General features: G+C 71.6%; 14 protein-coding genes. 1 reads left to right on the forward strand and 13 read right to left on the reverse strand.

Annotated features, from left to right (window positions below; translation table 11 throughout):
• Nucleotides 1–128: 128 nt before the first annotated feature.
• The 13 genes from AC07DC_RS02420 to AC07DC_RS02480 all read right to left on the reverse strand — a co-directional run bounded on the left by AC07DC_RS02420 (nt 129) and on the right by AC07DC_RS02480 (nt 15012).
• Entirely contained in the window at nt 129–1187 is a 1059-nt protein-coding gene (locus tag AC07DC_RS02420) for a 5'/3'-nucleotidase SurE (protein WP_478911075.1), read from the reverse strand.
• Complete coding sequence (locus AC07DC_RS02425) at nt 1184–2518, reverse strand: MFS transporter (protein WP_478911077.1); 1335 nt, start codon at nt 2516–2518, stop codon at nt 1184–1186. Before AC07DC_RS02425 ends, AC07DC_RS02420 begins: the two co-directional genes overlap by 4 nt.
• Nucleotides 2519–2779: 261 nt before the next feature.
• A complete protein-coding gene (locus AC07DC_RS02430) occupies nt 2780–3370 on the reverse strand; it encodes a DUF1990 family protein (RefSeq protein WP_478911079.1) in 591 nt (196 codons plus the stop codon).
• A complete protein-coding gene (locus AC07DC_RS02435) occupies nt 3367–4320 on the reverse strand; it encodes a YndJ family protein (protein WP_478911081.1) in 954 nt (317 codons plus the stop codon). Before AC07DC_RS02435 ends, AC07DC_RS02430 begins: the two co-directional genes overlap by 4 nt.
• A 74-nt stretch (nt 4321–4394) precedes the next feature.
• On the reverse strand, nt 4395–4835 hold the full coding sequence (locus AC07DC_RS02440) for a ribosomal maturation YjgA family protein (protein ID WP_478911083.1): 441 nt from the start codon (nt 4833–4835) through the stop codon (nt 4395–4397).
• A 110-nt stretch (nt 4836–4945) separates the two neighbouring features.
• Complete coding sequence (mreB, locus tag AC07DC_RS02445) at nt 4946–6019, reverse strand: rod shape-determining protein MreB (protein WP_478911085.1); 1074 nt, start codon at nt 6017–6019, stop codon at nt 4946–4948.
• Nucleotides 6020–6200: 181 nt separating this feature from the next.
• Nucleotides 6201–7436: a transglycosylase family protein gene (locus tag AC07DC_RS02450; protein WP_478911087.1), complete on the reverse strand. Its 1236-nt coding sequence runs from the start codon at nt 7434–7436 to the stop codon at nt 6201–6203.
• A 148-nt stretch (nt 7437–7584) separates the two neighbouring features.
• A complete protein-coding gene (locus tag AC07DC_RS02455) occupies nt 7585–8451 on the reverse strand; it encodes a chitosanase (protein WP_478911089.1) in 867 nt (288 codons plus the stop codon).
• A 309-nt stretch (nt 8452–8760) separates the two neighbouring features.
• Nucleotides 8761–10089 carry an alpha/beta hydrolase family protein gene (locus AC07DC_RS02460; RefSeq protein ID WP_478911091.1) on the reverse strand — a complete coding sequence of 443 codons (1329 nt, stop codon included), beginning with the start codon at nt 10087–10089 and terminating at the stop codon, nt 8761–8763.
• 151 nt (nt 10090–10240) lie between these two features.
• Nucleotides 10241–11278 (reverse strand): rod shape-determining protein, encoded by a 1038-nt coding sequence (locus AC07DC_RS02465; protein ID WP_478911093.1) that lies wholly within the window; start codon nt 11276–11278, stop codon nt 10241–10243.
• A 73-nt stretch (nt 11279–11351) separates the two neighbouring features.
• Nucleotides 11352–12452, reverse strand: coding sequence for a rod shape-determining protein (locus tag AC07DC_RS02470; RefSeq protein ID WP_478911095.1), 1101 nt, complete (start codon nt 12450–12452; stop codon nt 11352–11354).
• Nucleotides 12453–12762: 310 nt separating this feature from the next.
• Entirely contained in the window at nt 12763–13569 is an 807-nt protein-coding gene (locus AC07DC_RS02475) for an SDR family NAD(P)-dependent oxidoreductase (RefSeq protein WP_478911097.1), read from the reverse strand.
• Nucleotides 13570–13710: 141 nt separating this feature from the next.
• Complete coding sequence (locus AC07DC_RS02480) at nt 13711–15012, reverse strand: alginate lyase family protein (protein WP_478911099.1); 1302 nt, start codon at nt 15010–15012, stop codon at nt 13711–13713.
• 321 nt (nt 15013–15333) lie between these two features.
• Here AC07DC_RS02480 and AC07DC_RS02485 point away from each other — a divergent pair, with 321 nt between their 5' ends.
• Entirely contained in the window at nt 15334–16449 is a 1116-nt protein-coding gene (locus tag AC07DC_RS02485) for a baeRF3 domain-containing protein (protein WP_478911101.1), read from the forward strand.
• Nucleotides 16450–16452: the final 3 nt, after the last annotated feature.

A 16452-nucleotide genomic window follows, 5' to 3' on the forward strand; every position in this document is an offset into this window, starting at 1 on the left:
GCGCACGGCGGTGTGTCGCGATGCCTTCCGGCCGGCGCACGACGGTGGTGCGGTGCGAGGGCACCGGCACCGGCACTTCCCCTCCGGAGTGCCGGGGCCGGTGTCCTCGTCCGGCCGCTGAGGTCAGGTCAGCGGCCGGTCCTGACGAAGCGTTCGAGCCGCCCGGCCTCACGGCCCTCGAACGTCCGGTCAGGAGTGATGGGGGTGACGGTGACGTTCCCCTGCTGCAGCAGCCGGTAGTCGGCGTCGCGCTTGGCCTCGGGGCGGCACTTGGGGTCGCCTGCGGCGCACAGGGCGCCGCCGACCGTGAACGTGTCGCCGTTCGGGGCGGTCTGGGCGTAGCGGGGCTGGATCAGTTTCTGGGTGCCCACCGATGACCAGACCGCGTTCCGGGGGTGTTGCCCTTCGGCGAGGTACGGGTAGTTGACGTTGACGACGAAGTCGGTGGTCAGCAGCCCGTGGTCGCGCAGGGAGGCGATGAAGGCGGCGCCGAAGTCGGCCGTCTGCCGGTAGGTTCGGTCGGCGACTTCCAGGGAGGTGGTGACCGTCGGGTCGTAGGAGCTGTTGAGGGCGACGGCGGGTGTGCCCTCCTCGATGGCGGCGAGCGCGGCGCTGACGGTGCCGGAGTCGTTCACCACCGAGGCGACGTTGGGCCCGTAGTTGCTGCCGGTGACGACGAGGTCGGGGCCGGTCGTCCAGCCCGCCTTGGCGGCGAGGCCGCCGTTCAGCGCGAGCCGGACGGTGTCGACCGGGGTGGCGCTCACGCCGCCGGCGTCGCATGCGGCGGCGCCCTTGCACACGCCGAAGACGGCGCCGGCGGCGGGCGCGCCCGCGCAGTCCTGGCCGTAGCCGGCCGGCAGGACCGTACGTCGCTGCAGGGTGAGCGAGCCGCTGCCGGCGGCGCCCGTGCCCGCGCCACTCTGGTTGGCCCAGGGCCCCATGACGACGACATCGGCACCGGCGGAGCACAGCGCGCGGCGCACCTCGTAGAGGCCCTTGCCGTCTGAGGCGTTGGGGCGGGCCATCTGCATGGAGTCGTCGTTGCTCATCAGGATTCTCATCCCGGCGAGCGGCGTGCTGTTGTGGTGGGAGCTGGTTCCGGCGTTCGCGCTGCCGCTCAGCGGCAGGACGAGTGTTCCGGCGGCGAGCAGCGTCGTGACGGTGCCGCGGTGGTCACGGAGTCTCATCGCACACCCCGCACGCGCAGGACGAGAACGGCTCCCGCGAGGGAGACTGCGGCGGCCACCGGGAACAGTGCCTCGTACCCGCTGGCGCTGACGATCCAGCCGGCGACGGTCGGAGCGAGGATCTGCGGGCCGGCGTTGGCGATGTTGATCAGGCCCATGTCCTTGCCCGCGTCGGCGGTGGCCGGCAGGACCTTGGTGATCAGGGCCATGTCGACGGCCATGTAGACGCCGAAGGCGACACCGCCCGCGACGTTGTAGGCGACCATTCCGCCCTCGGTCGGCGAGATCATCGGAATGGTAAGTGCCAGCGCCGCCCCGATGCCGGAGGCCAGGACGAAGGGCTTCATCCTGCCGACGCGGTCGACGAGCGGGCCGATCAGTACGACGGCGGCGATCGTGCAGACCGCGTTGACGATCATCAGGAACCCGACCGTGGGGAGCAGGTCCTGCGGCGGGATCTTGATGTAGTCGGCCAGCAGGTACATGTTGTAGGTCAGGACGACGAAGTAGCCGAGCATCACCCCCAGTCGGGACAGGAACGCCCAGATGAAGTCGGGGTGCTCCTTGGGGTTGACCCAGAAGTTGGACAGGAACGCCCGCAGGTCGAACTTCTGCCGCGGGAGGTCCCGGGCGGACGTGTCGGGCGACAGGACGGTGAACAGCAGCGCGGCGACGACGACACAGGCCGCGATCAGGTAGTAGCCCTTCTCCCCCGCGAACCGGCCGCCGAAGCCGCCGATGACGCCGTCGAGTCCGAACTTGCTGCCCGGCACACCGCCGATGACCAGGGCCGCGACGATGGTGCCGAGCGGCACGCCGAGTCCGACGAGGGCGGAGAACGTGCCGTACTTGGACTGCGGGACCCGGTCCGGCATACAGGCGGTGAGCGCCGCCTGGTAGCCGTTCATGATGAACTGCACGACGCCCCAGCTCAGTCCGAGCATGGCGATCGAGTTCGCGTGCGCCTGGCCGATCAGCGCCAGTGCGCCCATCCCCGCGCAGAGCAGGATCCACGGGGCGCGGCGGCCGAAGCGCGAGCGGGTGCGGTCCGAGAGCTGGCCGAATATCGGGTTGCCGACGGTCGCCAGGATGGCGCCCGTGGTGCTCGCCGTGGACAGTGCCCCCGTGTCGTTCGTGCCGGTGATCTGCGCGACCTGGATCGGCAGCAGGAAGCTGCCCACGCCCAGCCACAGCAAGTACAGGGCGATGTTCGCGAGCGGGAGCGTGACGTACAGGGGGCCCAGGCGGTAGCGGTTGACGGGGCGCATGACCTCGTCGGGGCCCCCGGGCGCGAGGACCGGGGGACCTTCTTCGGGTAGCAGTGTGCTCATCGGTGGACCCTTCGAACGGAAGAGACAGCGGAACGGGGGCAGGGCGAAGAGAACGCGCGCCAGTAGTCGCATCGACCGGCTCCGGAGGCCTCGGCGGGGCGTTGTCGGTGAGCGTAGATGACACGTGTCAGCAATGTAAGAGGTCGGTTCACGAAGCAATGGATCCGTGATGCACGACTGTGTGTTCAAGAAGTGAACACGGCATTGCGACAGCGCTCGCTCGCGGCTCTGCTGTCCCCGGCTCCCGTCCGGGGTCCCGGACTACCCCCGCGGCGCCGGATCCGTCGGCGGCGCGGCGGCCAGCCGCCGCAGCGTGCGGCCGCAGTGCCGGGCGTAGAGACGCTGGCACAGCGGGACGAGCGGCCCGGCCAGGCGGGTGTACCAGCGGCCCGGGCGGCTGAACGCGGTGACCGTGAACCGTACGGAATCGTCGGGAAGGAGCTCCACGACGAAGGACTCCTCGCCGCACTCCGGATGCCCGCTCAGCGTTCCGTACGCGAAGCCGATCCGCCGGGTCTCGTAGACGGTCCACACCACGCGGCACGGGGCGGCGATCCGCAACGGGCCGACGCCGATCGCGCACTCGACCGCGATCCCGGGCTCCGCGCGCGGCGCTCCGGCCCGGATCCGGACCCCGGCCTCGCGGTGCATCCGCCAGGTGGTGACGGCGGCGCCGGCCGCCTCGAAGACGTCCCGGCCCTGTCCGATCAGGACCTGGTGGCGCAGGTGGTGGTATCCGTCGGGCAGTTCCTCGTGCTGGGTGGCGCCGAACTCGGGATAGTTCGGGACCGGGTCCTGGACCCGGTCATGGCCGGCGTTCGCGACGGGCTCCGGCCCGGGGTTCGGCGTCATGCGGGGACACCCGCCGTCAGGACGCGCCTCACGACACCGCCACGGGCCGGTGCCGGCCCTTCGTCCGTCTCCAGCCGTTCGCCGGGTTCCGGCTCTTCGGCCTGTTGTTGGGCCGGTTCTTGGGCCGGTTCTTGGACTGGCTGCCGCAGCCGGCGCCAGGCGAGCACCGAACACAGCGCGAAGCCGAGGGCGTTGCCGAGGCCGTGGGTGGCCGCCATCCAGGTCAGCGTGGGGTGCGGAATGCCGGTGGCTTCGCCGAGGGCCCAGCTCAGGGCGAGCAGCATCGTCGCCAGGAGCACGGCCGCCGAGGTGCCGAGCAGGGCGCGGGTGAGCCGGTCGGGGGCGCCGGTGCGGATGTCGCGCCAGGTGAGCAGGGCCACGAGCCACATGCCGGCGGTGAGGACGACCGCCCCGGCGAGTTCGGCCCAGTCGTCGATGAAGTAGCCCGCCAGGACGAGCAGCGTTCCCACCGGCACGCTCAACGCGGCGAGCCGGCCGGTGATCCGGCCGGGGGTCGCGCGGCAGACCAGCCCGGCCATCAGTGCGGCCGTGAAGCCGGCGAAGTGGAAGTGCGGCACGGTGAGCTCGAGGATCTTCAGGTCGAAGCCGAAGAGCCGATGGCCCGAACGCTCTGCGACCAGCGCCAGTCCGGCCACCGACGGGGTCACGAGCGCGGTCAGGACCGCGATCTCCCGCGGCGCGAGCGACCGGGTGCGGGCCAGCCGCAGCGGAGCGGTGGCGGCGAGAGCCACGGTGGCGAGGGCATAGACCACGGCGAGCGCGGTCGCCGGGCCGCCGCGCGGCAGCCACAGCGCCACGCTCCCCGGCACGGCGCCGACCAGCCAGAACGTACGGACCACGGCGAGACCCGGCCCGTTGATCAGCGTGAGTCCGCACGGGACCACGACGAGCATGCCCAGCATGACGATCAGGTTCACCAGAGCCGTCACAGCGCCCCACCCCTATGTTGAACGCGTTCAATTCGACCGTACGACAGCGACTGTACGCCGCAATCTGAACGCGTTCAACATGGGATCCCGGGCGGCTGCGCAGGCTCACCGCGCTCGGTCGCGCCGCCCCTCAGCCCGGCGTGGACGAGGCAGCCGAACGCCGCTCCGACGGCGTACCAGAACAGGTCGGGCGCGTTGAAGGTGGAGCCGAGGACCAGCCGCGCGAGCGTGCTGTGCGCGGACAGTTCACCGGGCACCGGGCTGAGCTGCAAGAACTCGACGGCCCAGCTGGCGGCGAGGGCGACCGCACCGGCCGTCAGGGGCTTCACCCGGGGCGCGGCCAGGACGACCAGCGCGAGGAGCAGCACGCTGTACAGCGCGTCCCCGGCGTACTTCCCGACCGGCCCCGGCGCGCCGGCCCTGACACCCAGCGCCACCGCGACCGTCAGCGTGGCGGCGCCGACTGCGAGGAGCCGGGTCCGCAGCGGTCCGCCGGGCTTCCAGGAGTTGTTCATGCCGGAACCCTAGGCGGCGCGGCGGCGACAACAAGGCCGCGCGCCGGCCGGCCAGCCGGGTCGGACCGGGAGCATCCGCCCCGGGTCAGATCAGGAACATCTGCTCCGGGTCAGACCGGGAGCATCTGCTGGGGCAGGAACTTCGCCTCGGTGAGGTATTTGCGGGCCCCGAGGATCGCCGAGGACATCGGATCGGCCGCCGGGTGGACGGGCATGCCCACCCGTTCGGCGAGCAGTTCGCGCAGGCCGCCCATGAGCGAGCCGCCGCCCGTCAGCACCAGACCCTGGCGCGCGATGTCGTCGGCGACACTGGCGGGGCTCTGTTCGAGTACCGCGCCGACCGTCTCGGCGATCGTCCGGACGTACGGTGCCACGACCTCGGCCAGTTCGGCCTTGGTCACGTGCACGGTACGGGGCCGGCCGGTGCCGCCGTCGAGGCCGGTCACGGAGAGCGAGGACGGGCCGGGGGCTCCGGCCGTACCGCTCAGCTCGGTCTTGATGTCCTGGGCCCACCGGACGCCGAGCGCCAGCCCGTGATGGCTCTCCAGGTGCGCGGCGATCGCCTCGTCGAAGATGTCACCGGCCGCGGCGGTGGACGCGGACGCGACCATGCTGCCGAAGGCGAACCCGGCCACGTCGGTGGTTCCGGCCCCGACGTCGACGACCATGCACCCGTCGCCGTCCCACACCGGCAGCCCGGCGCCGATCGCGGCGGCCATCGGTTTGGGCAGCATCCGCACCTGGCGGGCTCCGGCCGCGTGCAACGCGTCCTGCAGGGCCCGGCGCTCCACCGAGGTCGCCAGGACCGGGACGGTGACCATCACCCGGGGCGGCGCCCACGCCGTCCACTGCCGTCTGCGTCCCAGCACGTGCCACAGCAGGCGCGACGCCGCCTCGAACTCGGTGATCGCCCCGTGGCGCAGCGGGGAGGTGGCCACGATGCCGGGTGGAGTGCGGCCGAGCATCCGTCTGGCGTCCTCGCCGATCGCCAGCACCTTGTTGGTCCCGGTGCGCACGGCGACCACCGAGGCGCCCTCGCTCACCGGGCCGTTCCTGCTGTGCACCCGGGTCGTCGCCGTTCCCAGGTCCACCACCAGGTCGAGGGCGCCGGACGCCCCGCTGGGGACGGGCGAGTCGGTCTGCTGCCGGCTGGTGAAGACGTTCAGCAGCTGAGGGAGCGTCATGGTGACTCCTCGGAGGGATACCTGGGCCGGTCCTGACCTGTCGTCATGAAGGCATGCCCGCCTTCACGCGCGCGGTAGTGCCCGCTGCTCGTTGTCCCTCGAAAGAGTGAATTCCCTCGTCCCGGCGGCCGACGGCCGTGCCGGGTCGGCTCGAGGTCGGGTGCCGGCGGTCCGGCCGGCGTCAGATGCTGACGCCGTGTGCCCGCAGGTAGGTGAGGGGGTTGATGTCCGAGCCGTACTCGGGCCCGGTGCGGATCTCGAAGTGCAGATGCGGCCCCGTGGCGTTGCCCGTGGATCCGGAACGGCCGATCTGCTGGCCGCGGTTGACGGGCTGCCCGGCCCGTACGGACAGTTGCGACAGGTGCCCGTACTGGCTGTACCTGCCGTCCGGGTGGCGGATGACGACCTGGTAGCCGTACGCGCCGCCCCAGCCCGCGGAGACGACCGTCCCGTTGCCGACGGCCTTCACCGAGGTGCCGGTGGAGACGGGGAAGTCGACGCCGGTGTGGTAGCCGCTCGACCAGCTGGAGCCGGAGGCGTGGTATGGGGTGCTGGGGCTGACGCCGCTGACCGGTGCCATGAAGGTCTGCGATCTGGACTGTGCCTGTTTCTGTGCCGGTTTCTGCACCGTGCTGTGCGTCGCCGCCGGCCTGGCGGGTGCCTTGGCGGGCGCCGACTTCGCGCGCTGCTGCGGCTTCGCGGCGGGCGCCTGCGTCCTGGCCACGGGCCGTTCGGTGCCGGTGAGACTGAGATGCTGGCCGGGGAAGATCAGGTCCGGGTCGCCGCCGACGACCTGCCGGTTGGCGGCGTAGAGCTGCGGCCAACCGCCCTTGGTGCGATGGTCCGCCGCGATACCTGACAGCGTGTCACCGCTGACGACGACATACGCGTCGGCCGTGGTCCGGCCGGGCGTCGCGGGCGAGGAGGGCTTGGCGGCCGGTGCGGCCTTGGCGGGCGCGGCCTTCGTGGAGACCTTCACCGGTGTCTTCACGGGAGTGGTCTTCTTCGGGTGTGCCGGGGCCTGTTGCGGCGCCGCGCTGTCGCGGGTGAGCCCGGCCCTGGGCCCGCAGACCGGCCATGCGCCCGGCCCCTGGCCGCGCAGTACCTTCTCCGCGACCGCGATCTGCTCGGACTTCGAGGCGAGGTCGGCGCGGGAGGCGTACGCGGTACCGCCGTAGGCCTTCCAGGTGCTCGACGCGAACTGCAGCCCGCCGTAGTAGCCGTTACCGGTGTTGATGCTCCAGTCCTGGGTGCTCTCGCACTGCGCGACCTTGTCCCAGGTGCTGAGCGGAGCCGCTGCCGCCCCGCTGACGCTGATCAGCGGTAGGGCGAGACCCGCACCGCCTGCGGTGACGGTCAGGGAGGCCTGCGAGACCCGGCTGGGCCGGTAGCGGCGGTGACGACCACGTAAGGGCATAGACCTCGTCCTCTTCCACAACCGGGGGCCGGACTGGCGCCCCACAGGGTAGACGCAACGATTTGGCCACCACAAGGGGCGCACGTGGAGCGGCTGTTGGGGGCGGGCCGCACCGGATGATCCGGTTTCGGCCCGCCCCCGAAGTCGATCAGTTGGCGATGTTGTAGCTGTCGCCGTAGACCTTCCAGCTCAGCGGCGGGTTGAGGTCGAAGTTGCCCTTCTGGAGAAAGACGCGCTGCTCGGTGTCGACACGGCTGGTGTCGCTGTGCGCCTCCTCGGTCTTCATCGCCGCCTTGCGGGCGTCGAGGAAGGCGTTGAGGTACGTCGTCTCGTTTCCGCCCTGGGCGGGGGTCTTGGCCTTCTTCATGGCGGCCTTGCGGATGCCGCCGAAGCTGGTGCTGTCCGTGCCGGGCCCGTGCATGACGATCGCGTCGTAGTACGCGAACTGGCCGAGCGCGCGCAGGCCGTCGGACTTGGCCTGGTTGACGGACGGGTTGAAGTAGACGCGATCCCGCTCGTCGTTCTGTGCCTGCTGGAACGCGCTGTCCTTGGCGGCGGTCTTCCACGCGCTCTCGAAGGCGGAGCCGAGGCCCGAGTGCGATTCGGTGCCGTTGACCTTGCGCAGCGCGGGAAGGTACTTGGCCAGGGCGTTGCCGGGCTTGCGGTCCGTGTACAGCTGGACGAGGTCCAGCATGTCGCCGGTACCGGAACAGAAGCCGATGATGCCGGCGGTGTAGCCGCGGCCGTCGCCGATGTCCTCGATGTACTTGTACTGCGCCTTCCAGTCCAGCGACGAGTTCTCGGCGCTGGAGACCAGCTGCATCGCGATGTCCTTCTTGTGGGCGTCGTCGAGCCCGACGCCCGCCGCCTTGACTCCGGCGCTGTGCACCGCAACCGGCTCAGCGGCGTTGCCGTTGGCCGCGATCACCAGGGGGGTGGCGCCCGCTGCCAGCAGTCCGGTAGCTATAAGAAGGGTCAGTCGCTTGCGGGATCGTCCTGCGCGGTGGTCGTTCACGTGCTCTCCGCTTCCGGCCGGGGGGCGGCCACTTCGGGGCTCGGGAGGTTGCCCTCGCCTTAGTTAGGAAACTTTCCTAACCGGGCGGGAGTATTCAAGCACCGCAACGAACAATCGCCAAGAGGCAGTTCGGCATTGAATTCCGGATCCGCGCGGGTTCGGTCCGAAATCGGCTCCGGGTCGGCCCCGGGTCGGCCTCGAATCCTCTCGGGGCCGACTCCGGTTCAGCTCCGGGCCGGGAGCGGACGGGACGGCACGCGGTCGGAACGCGGTCGGAACGCGGACAGAACGCACTCGGGCCGGACCGGATCAGTTCCGGCGCAGTTCCTCGAACCAGCTCAGGATCTGCGGGTAGGCCGCCAGCGGCGACGCCATGTGCCCCGCATCGCCCGCGTGGACCAGGGGTGCGTGCACCCCGTGGGACCGCAGTTGCGCCTGGCAGTGCAGGCTGTTGGCGATCGCCACGTCCCGGTCGGTGTCCGTGGCGAAGATCCGTACCGGCACCCGCGGCGTCCAGGCCGAGCAGGTGGAGTCGCCGACGCTCAGCGCCTCGGCGAAGGCGCCCGTGGGGTGCTGCAGCCGGTCGATGAAGGCCGGGGTGAACAGCTTCCGCGGGTCGCCCGGCAGCGCGCCGAGGATTTCCTGGTCGCTGTGGCTGCCGTCGAAGAGCTTCTCCACGGTCCGGTCGTAGGGCGGCAGGAACGCCTCGGAGGGCGATCCGTAGAGCGGGTGCAGCCGGTTCCAGGACGTCGTGAAGTAGCCGAGGTAGTAGGCCGCGATGGCCGGGTCGAGTCGTCCGTCGAAAGCGGCCGGAAGCTCCGCGCCGCGCGCGTCGAACGGGCCGCTCACCGGCGCGAGCGCCCGCAGCCCGAAGTACGGGTCGGCCCCGCCCTGCAGCGCCCGGCCGAGCCCCATCGCGGCCACCCCGCCCTGGGAGAAACCGGTCACCAGCACCTGCCGGTCCAGCGTCCGGCCGTGCCCGGCGGCGAACGCGCGGGCCGCACGCAGCATGTCCAGCGAGGCGCTGGTCTCCGTGCCGATGTCCATGTACGGGTGGTGCCCGGGGCCGGTGCCCAGTCCCAGGTAGTCGGGGGCGACGGCGGCGAATCCGGCGCCCGCGAACATCACCGCGACGGCGCGGTCCGCGGTGTCCGGGTCGGTGGAGGCCACACCCTTCTTCTCGGCGCGCGTGCCGTGCTCGTAGGCGACGGTCCGCAGCTCGCGGGGGCCTCCGACCGGCAGGACGACGAGCCCGCTGGCGGTGGTCGGCCGGCCGTCGGCGCCGATCGTGCGGTACGTGATGCGGTACGAGGCCGTCGCGTACCGGGCGCCGGGCACGTCGAAGCCCTGGCTCTCGACGTAGGCGTCCGTCTTCGTACGGTTGAGCAGGGCCACCGGCACGGCGGAGAGCAACGCGCCCCGCCCGTCGGCATGTTGGACGGCGCCGGCTCTGGTCGCCGCGGCGGGACTGCCGTCGGCCGCGAGGGCGGCAGCCGGCGTGCCGGCGACGAGGGCTACGACGAGCGCGGTGGCCGCGGCTCGAGCGGTACGGGCGCTGCGCGCCGTACGGGCGTTGGGCTCTGTACGGGCGCTGTGTGCCGCAAGGGCCGTGCGTGCAGAAAGGGCTGTGCGGGACATGGACTTCCCCTGCCGTGGAAAGGTGCGGTGAGCACTGGGTCGCTGCTCCCCTCACCCTTCCGTCCCGCGCCCCGCGGCTCCATGGGTCCACACACCCGACAGGAGGTGGGGCCTGCCTCACCCCTACTCGGGGGGAAATCCTCAGCGGTGGTCACCTGGCCGCCACGCTCTGGCGCGCCGGAAGGACCCTGCCTTCGATCATCGCGCCCATCCCCCGCGCCACGCAGCCGTCCGGATGTTCCGCGATCTGCACCCGCAGCCCGGTGGCCTTCCGGAGCAGCGAGTCCAGGCCCGGCAGCCGGGAGACCGAACCGCCGAGGGTGAGTCCGCTGTCCGCGATGTCGACCACCAGGTCGGGCGGGCAGCGCCGCAGCACCATGCTGACCCCGTCGAGGATCGGGCGCAGCGGGCCGCTCATCGCGTCACGTGCCGCGTGGGCGTCGGCCGTCACCGAGCGGGCCAGGCCGCTGACGATGTCCCGGCCGTTCAGCTCGACGTCCGGCTCTGCGGTGAGTGCCGTACCGCTGATCGCCTGGCGCAGCGAGCGCACGGTCTCGAAGGAGGGCGCCAGTTCGTGGTGGCCGCGGAAGTACTCCACGACGGCCCGGTCGATGGTGTCGCTCCCCACCGGCACCGTCTCGGCGGCCACCACCGTGCCCATGGAGAGCACAGCCACCTGCGTGCTGTCGGAGTTCGCCAGCACGATCATGGCGGCTTCCGGGTACTCCACGGGCAGTCCGCAGCCGACGGCCGCCGCCAGCAGCGAGTCGACGAGTTCGACCCGCCGCAGCCCGAGCCCCGCCAGCGTCTCGAACGCGGTGCGCCGCGCCACCGGCGGGGCGTCGTACGGAAGGCTCAGGGCAGCCCTGAGGACCGGTGTGCGCAGCCGCGCCCGGCGCAGCCTGGACCCGGCCACATGCCGGAGCAGGCGCCGCGCCATCTCGACGTCGACCACCATGCCGCCCGCCACCGGTTTGATGACGAGGAGGTGTTCCGGTGCGCGGCCGGTCAGCTGTTCCGCGGTGGTGCCGATCGCGACCACCTCGCCGCGCTCGGTGTCGAACGCGACGACGCTGGGCTCGTCGGCGATCAGGCCGTGGCCCCTGAGGTAGACCCGGGTCCTGTCGGCTCCCAGGTCCACGGCGACGGTGCACCGTCGCAAGCGCTCCAGAACCGGCGCCAGGGTCATCACGCGCTCCCGACCCCGGGGCGTTCCCCGGATGGTTTAGGTATGGACGTGGCTCTCCCGCACGACCGGGCGGTCATGCGAGCTCCTGGCTCGCCGCCCGCACGGCGCTCTCCGACCGGGGTTCCGTCACCTCTTCGGCAACCGGCACCTCGGCTTCGGCAGCGGGCTCCACGGCCTCGGCGGATTCGATCATCATGCCCAGACCCAGCACGGTGGAGAGCGCGGGGTCCTTCGTGATGTGCACCGGCATGCCGGTCGCGGCCCCCAACATGGTGTCGAGACCGTGCAGGACGGCGCTGCCGCCGGTGAGGATGATCCCGCGGTCGGCGATGTCGACCACCAGGTCGGGCGGGCAGCGCCGCAGCACCCGGCCGATACCGCTCACCAGCGCGGCGAGCGGGTCGCGCATCGCGTCCCGCACCCCGCCGGTTTCGAGGCGCAGCGAGCGGGCGAGTCCGCTGGACACGTCCTTGCCGTGCACCTCGGTGCTCGACTGCGGCTCGGCAACCGCCTCGGAGAGCACCTGGTGCAGGGGCAGCAGGCCCTGGTGCGGAAGTATCAGATCGTGGTGGATCCGCAGGTGTTCGAGGACCGCGTCGTCCATGGCGTTGCCCCCGACCGGGAGGACCTCGCCCGCGATGATCCCTCCGAAGGAGAGCACCGCCACCTGGGTCTCGGACGCACCACAGATCACGATCATGCTGCCTTCGGGCTGTCCGACCGGGATCGACGAACCCACGGCGGCGGCGAGCGGGGCGTGGACGAGCTCCACCTGCCGGGCCCCGAGGTCGGTCAGCGTCTCGGCCAGGATCTGGCGCGCCTGCGGTCCCGCGCCGAACGGTATGGCTGCCGCGATCCGCGGCTTGGACTGGCGGAGCCAGGCCCGGCGCGCCTTGTCGCCCAGGAGCTGGCGCAGCATGAGCGTGCCCATGTCCACATCGACGACGGTGCCTCCGGAGAACGGACGGACCACGCGCACGTATTCGGCGGTACGGCCGGCCATGCGCTCGGCCAGGGCGCCGACCGCGACAAGCCGCCCGTTGCGGATGTCGACGGCCACCAGGCTCGGTTCGTCGACGATCAGTCCGGCGCGCTTCGCATAGACGCGAGTCCGTGCAGCCCCCAGATCGATCGCCAAGGTACAGCGGCGCAGATCGTGCAAGCTGTCGGTCACGGTGGTGCCTCTCGAACGGTGGATCCGGCCGCTCGTTGCGGCGGCCTTCCCTTCACCATGCGGGCCGCCTCCGGTGATCGCCCGCTGGGATCCGCCGAGTGGGGAGACTCCGGGACCGGGCGTGTCAGGACCGGGCGTCCGCCCGCACGGCGGCCGGGACCGCGTCCAGCGGCTCGTAGCGGGCATGCACACCGACGCCGTTCTCGACGCCACGCCCCGCGCAGCCGCCGCACATTTCACACGTTCGAGTGAAAGGCCCGTACGGAGACATGCCGGCCGCCGTGAACGGCACGGGAACGCTCCCGGTCCGTCAGGTCCGCAGGTAGGAGGCGCCGTTGACGTCCAGGACGGTCCCGGAGGCCCACAGGGCCGCGGGCGACGCGAGCCACAGAGCGGCGGCCGCGATCTCCTCGGGCGCGGCGACCCGGCCGAACGGGCTCTGCGCGCGGATCGCCTCGCCGCCGGCGCCGGCCAGCCGGTGGGCGACCCGGTCGGTCTCGATGAAGCCGGGCGCGACGGACGCCACCGCGATGCCGTGCGGCGCCAGCGCGACCGCCAGGGACTGGCCCAGTGCGTGGACCGCCGCCTTCGTCGCGCCGTAGGCGGGATGGTCCGGTTCGCCGCGGAAGGCACCGCGCGAGCCGATGTTGACGATGCGGCCGCCGGTGCCCGAGGCGATCATCAGGTTCGCGGCGAGATGGCTGAGGTTGGCCGTGCCGAGCAGGTTGACGGCGACATGCCGCTGCCAGGCGTCGGCCCACTGCTCGTAGCCGGTGGTCGCGGGCGGGTGCGGGGTGTTGACGGCCGCGTTGTTCACCAGGACGTCGATGCCGCCGAGGGCGGCGGCCGCCCCGTCCGCCAGCCGGGCCGTGGCCGCCGGGTCCGCGAGGTCGGCGCCCAGCAGGACATGGCCCGTTCCCGGCAGGACCGCCAGGGTCTCTTCCGCCTCCTCGCGGCGCGACCCGTAGTGCACCGCCACCCGGTCGCCGTTGGCCGCGAACGCCTGGGCGAGCGCCCGGCCGAGACCGCGCGAGGCACCGCTGACCAGCACCCTGCGGCCGGAGGCCGGGAACGGCGGGATGTCGGTGGGATCGGGTACCGGGCCGGGCTGGTGCATCGCGCGCCGCTTCCTGGAGGAGTGATCGAACCCCCAGCCTAGGAGAACGGCGACGCCGCACCGGCCCGGCCCGGACCTGGACCTATAACTGGACCTGGTACCTGGACCTGATACCTGGACCTGGATCTGTCGGCCGGGTGGTCAGCCCGGGTTGTTGGCGTGGGTCAGGGTCTCCCAGGCGACGAAGAGGTTGTTGGAGCCCGCGGGACGTTGCTGTTCGGTGAGCTGCTGGGTGTTGGTCATCGCGATGCCGAGCCGGTTGTGCAGCGCGTTGTAGCCGACTTCGGTGACGGGGCCGAGGCCCAGGTTGAGGTGTCCGCCGCACAGTGTGGACGGTACGGCCGCGCCGAGCTGGTACTTGGCCTGGAAGCCCAGCGCCTGGCGCAGCCGCTCACCGACCTCGGGGTAGAGGTCCTGGCCCTGGATGCGGGTGGTCTCCGCGATGTGCGAGATGGCGGAGATGCCGTAACCGGTGTGGGTGAAGTCGCGGCAGGTCTCCTGGGTGAGGCCGGCGGTGAACGTGCGCTGGCCCTGCCAGTAGCTGATGATCTCCGCGCTGGTGTCGATGCTGCCGCCGGGCGGAGCCTTGGGGAGGGCGCCGTCGGAGGGCAGGTAGATGTAGGCGGGCACCCGGCCGCGGAACTTGGCTATGGCCTTGTCGTAGCTGGTGCGGTCCTCCACGAAGACCGAGATGCCGATGGCCGCCTCCATCATGCTCAGTTCCCAGTTCCCGTTGCTCTGGGAGCCGTTGATGACCTTCGGAAGGTAGACGGTGCGCAGCATGGCGGCGAAGCGGGTGACACCGGTCGAGGACCAGCCGGCTCCGGTGTACCGGATGATCTCGGCGGCGCGGGGCCAGGTCGAGCCGGCCCAGCCGGTCTGCAGCGGCGCGTTGCTGTTGGTGTGGTTGGTGATCACCGCGGACCAGGCGTCCATCAGCTGGACGGCCTTGTCGGCGTAGCGGTGGTCCTGGCCGATGTACCAGGCCAGGGCGTCGGTGTACGCGGCGATGGCGTCCTCGCGCTCGTCGGTACAGCCGTAGTTGGGGTTGGAGTACGAGCCGCATTCGACGACGGAGCGCGGCTTCGCGGTGCGCGACAGGGACGCGTAGGGGCCGGCGAGCATCTTGTCGTAGGCGCTCTTCCAGGGCTGGGCGCCCGCCTTGACCTGGGCGCGGACGAAGTCCAGCTGGCCGCGACTGGTGAGGACGCCGGGATGGGTGAACGTGGTGGGCGCGGCGGCGACCGTCCCGCTCTTCGGCGCCGCGGAGACCGTCCCGCTCTTGGGTGCCGCGGAGACCGTCCGGCTTGCGGAGGGTGCCGTCTTGGCCGCGAGGGCGGGGCCCGCGACGAGGCCGGCGCAGAGCAGTCCGGCGACGGCGGCGAAGGCGAGGACCAGGGTTCTCCGCCGGCGCGGGGGGCGCGGAGTCGTTCCGGTGCGCATGGGGGGGTGCCTTCCGGTGGGGGTGGCTCAACTCCCGCACTGATTCATATCCATGAACCATGTGCATTGGTATGAACCTTTGGTGAGAGGCGAAGTTAGAAGAAACCCGTGAACACGTCAAGGTTTTGCGTTGACCCGGCGATCGATTGGGCGGGTATCTGCGGAAGGATTCCCTTTGACCCGCAGAACCACGTTCAGAAGGTTGAACCGGCCGTGCGACGCCCCGCCCGGCGCGCCGCAAGTCGCGCTCCGCCCGTAAGCCTGTTCCCCTGGTAGGACGGATCCGCCCGCTCCCGCGGCGGGCATGTGGAGAGGGCGAGCATGCACACCAGTGAACTGACCCCCGCGGTACTCGAAGGTCTGCGCCGGCCGCGGCCCTATCCGGCGGTCTCGCTGCTGATGCCCACCCACCGCCACCGGCCGGAGACGGCGCAGGACCCGATCCGGCTGCGCAATCTGCTCGACGAGGCCCGCAAGCGCCTCACGGACGACCCGCAGGTCCCGCGCGCGGACCGGATCGAGTTGGAGGGACAGCTGGACCTGGTCGCCGGTGACGTCGACTTCGTGCACGGGGAGGACGGGCTCCTGGTCCTGCTCGCTCCCGGGGAGCGGCACATCTGGCAGCTGACCTCCCCCGTGGAGATCCAGGAACGCCTCGTCTTCGCCAACACCTACCTGACCCGCAACCTCGTCGCCGCGCGGCTGTACACCCGCCCGTACTGGGTGCTCGTGGTGTCCGAGGAAGCGACGCGGCTCTGGGAGGGCTCCGGCGAGCGGCTGGTACCCGTCGAGCGCCACGGCTTCCCGCTGGAGCCCGGGATCCCGGACCCCGAGGACGCCGTCCCCGGGCCGAACATCGGCTCCATCCCCGGCCACCAGCGCGAGGAACGGATGCGCCAGTACCTGCGCTCCGTCGACGCGGCCCTGGACAAGGCGCTGGGCCAGGAACGCCGACCGGTCTTCCTGGTCGGTGCGGCCGGCACCCTCACCCTCCTGGCGGAGCTGTCCCAGCACCCGCAGGATCTAGTCGGCCGCCTCGACCGCGCCGGGCTCGACAAGGCACCCGCCCACGAGCTGTCGGAGCGGCTGCGGCCGGTGATCGAGGAGTACGGGGTCAAGCGCACCGCGGAAGCGCTGGAGCAGCTCGACTCCGCGCGCGGCCGGCGCCGCTTCGCCGGCGGCCTCGACGAGGTCTGGAAGGCGGTCAACGAGGGCCGCGGATCGCTGCTGCTGGTCGAGGAGCACTTCCAGGTCGCGGCCCGTATCGAGGACGGCCACCTGGTGCCGGTCGAAGGCGGCACCGCGGCCGACGGCGTCGAGGAGGACGTCGTCGACCAACTCATCGAGGCCGCCCTGGACAAGGAGACCGAGGTCCGCTTCGTCCCGGACGACTCACTCATTAACGACGGCCGGGTCGCCCTCGTCCTGCGCTACTGACCG

This window comes from Streptomyces sp. NPDC045021, from assembly GCF_056432645.1.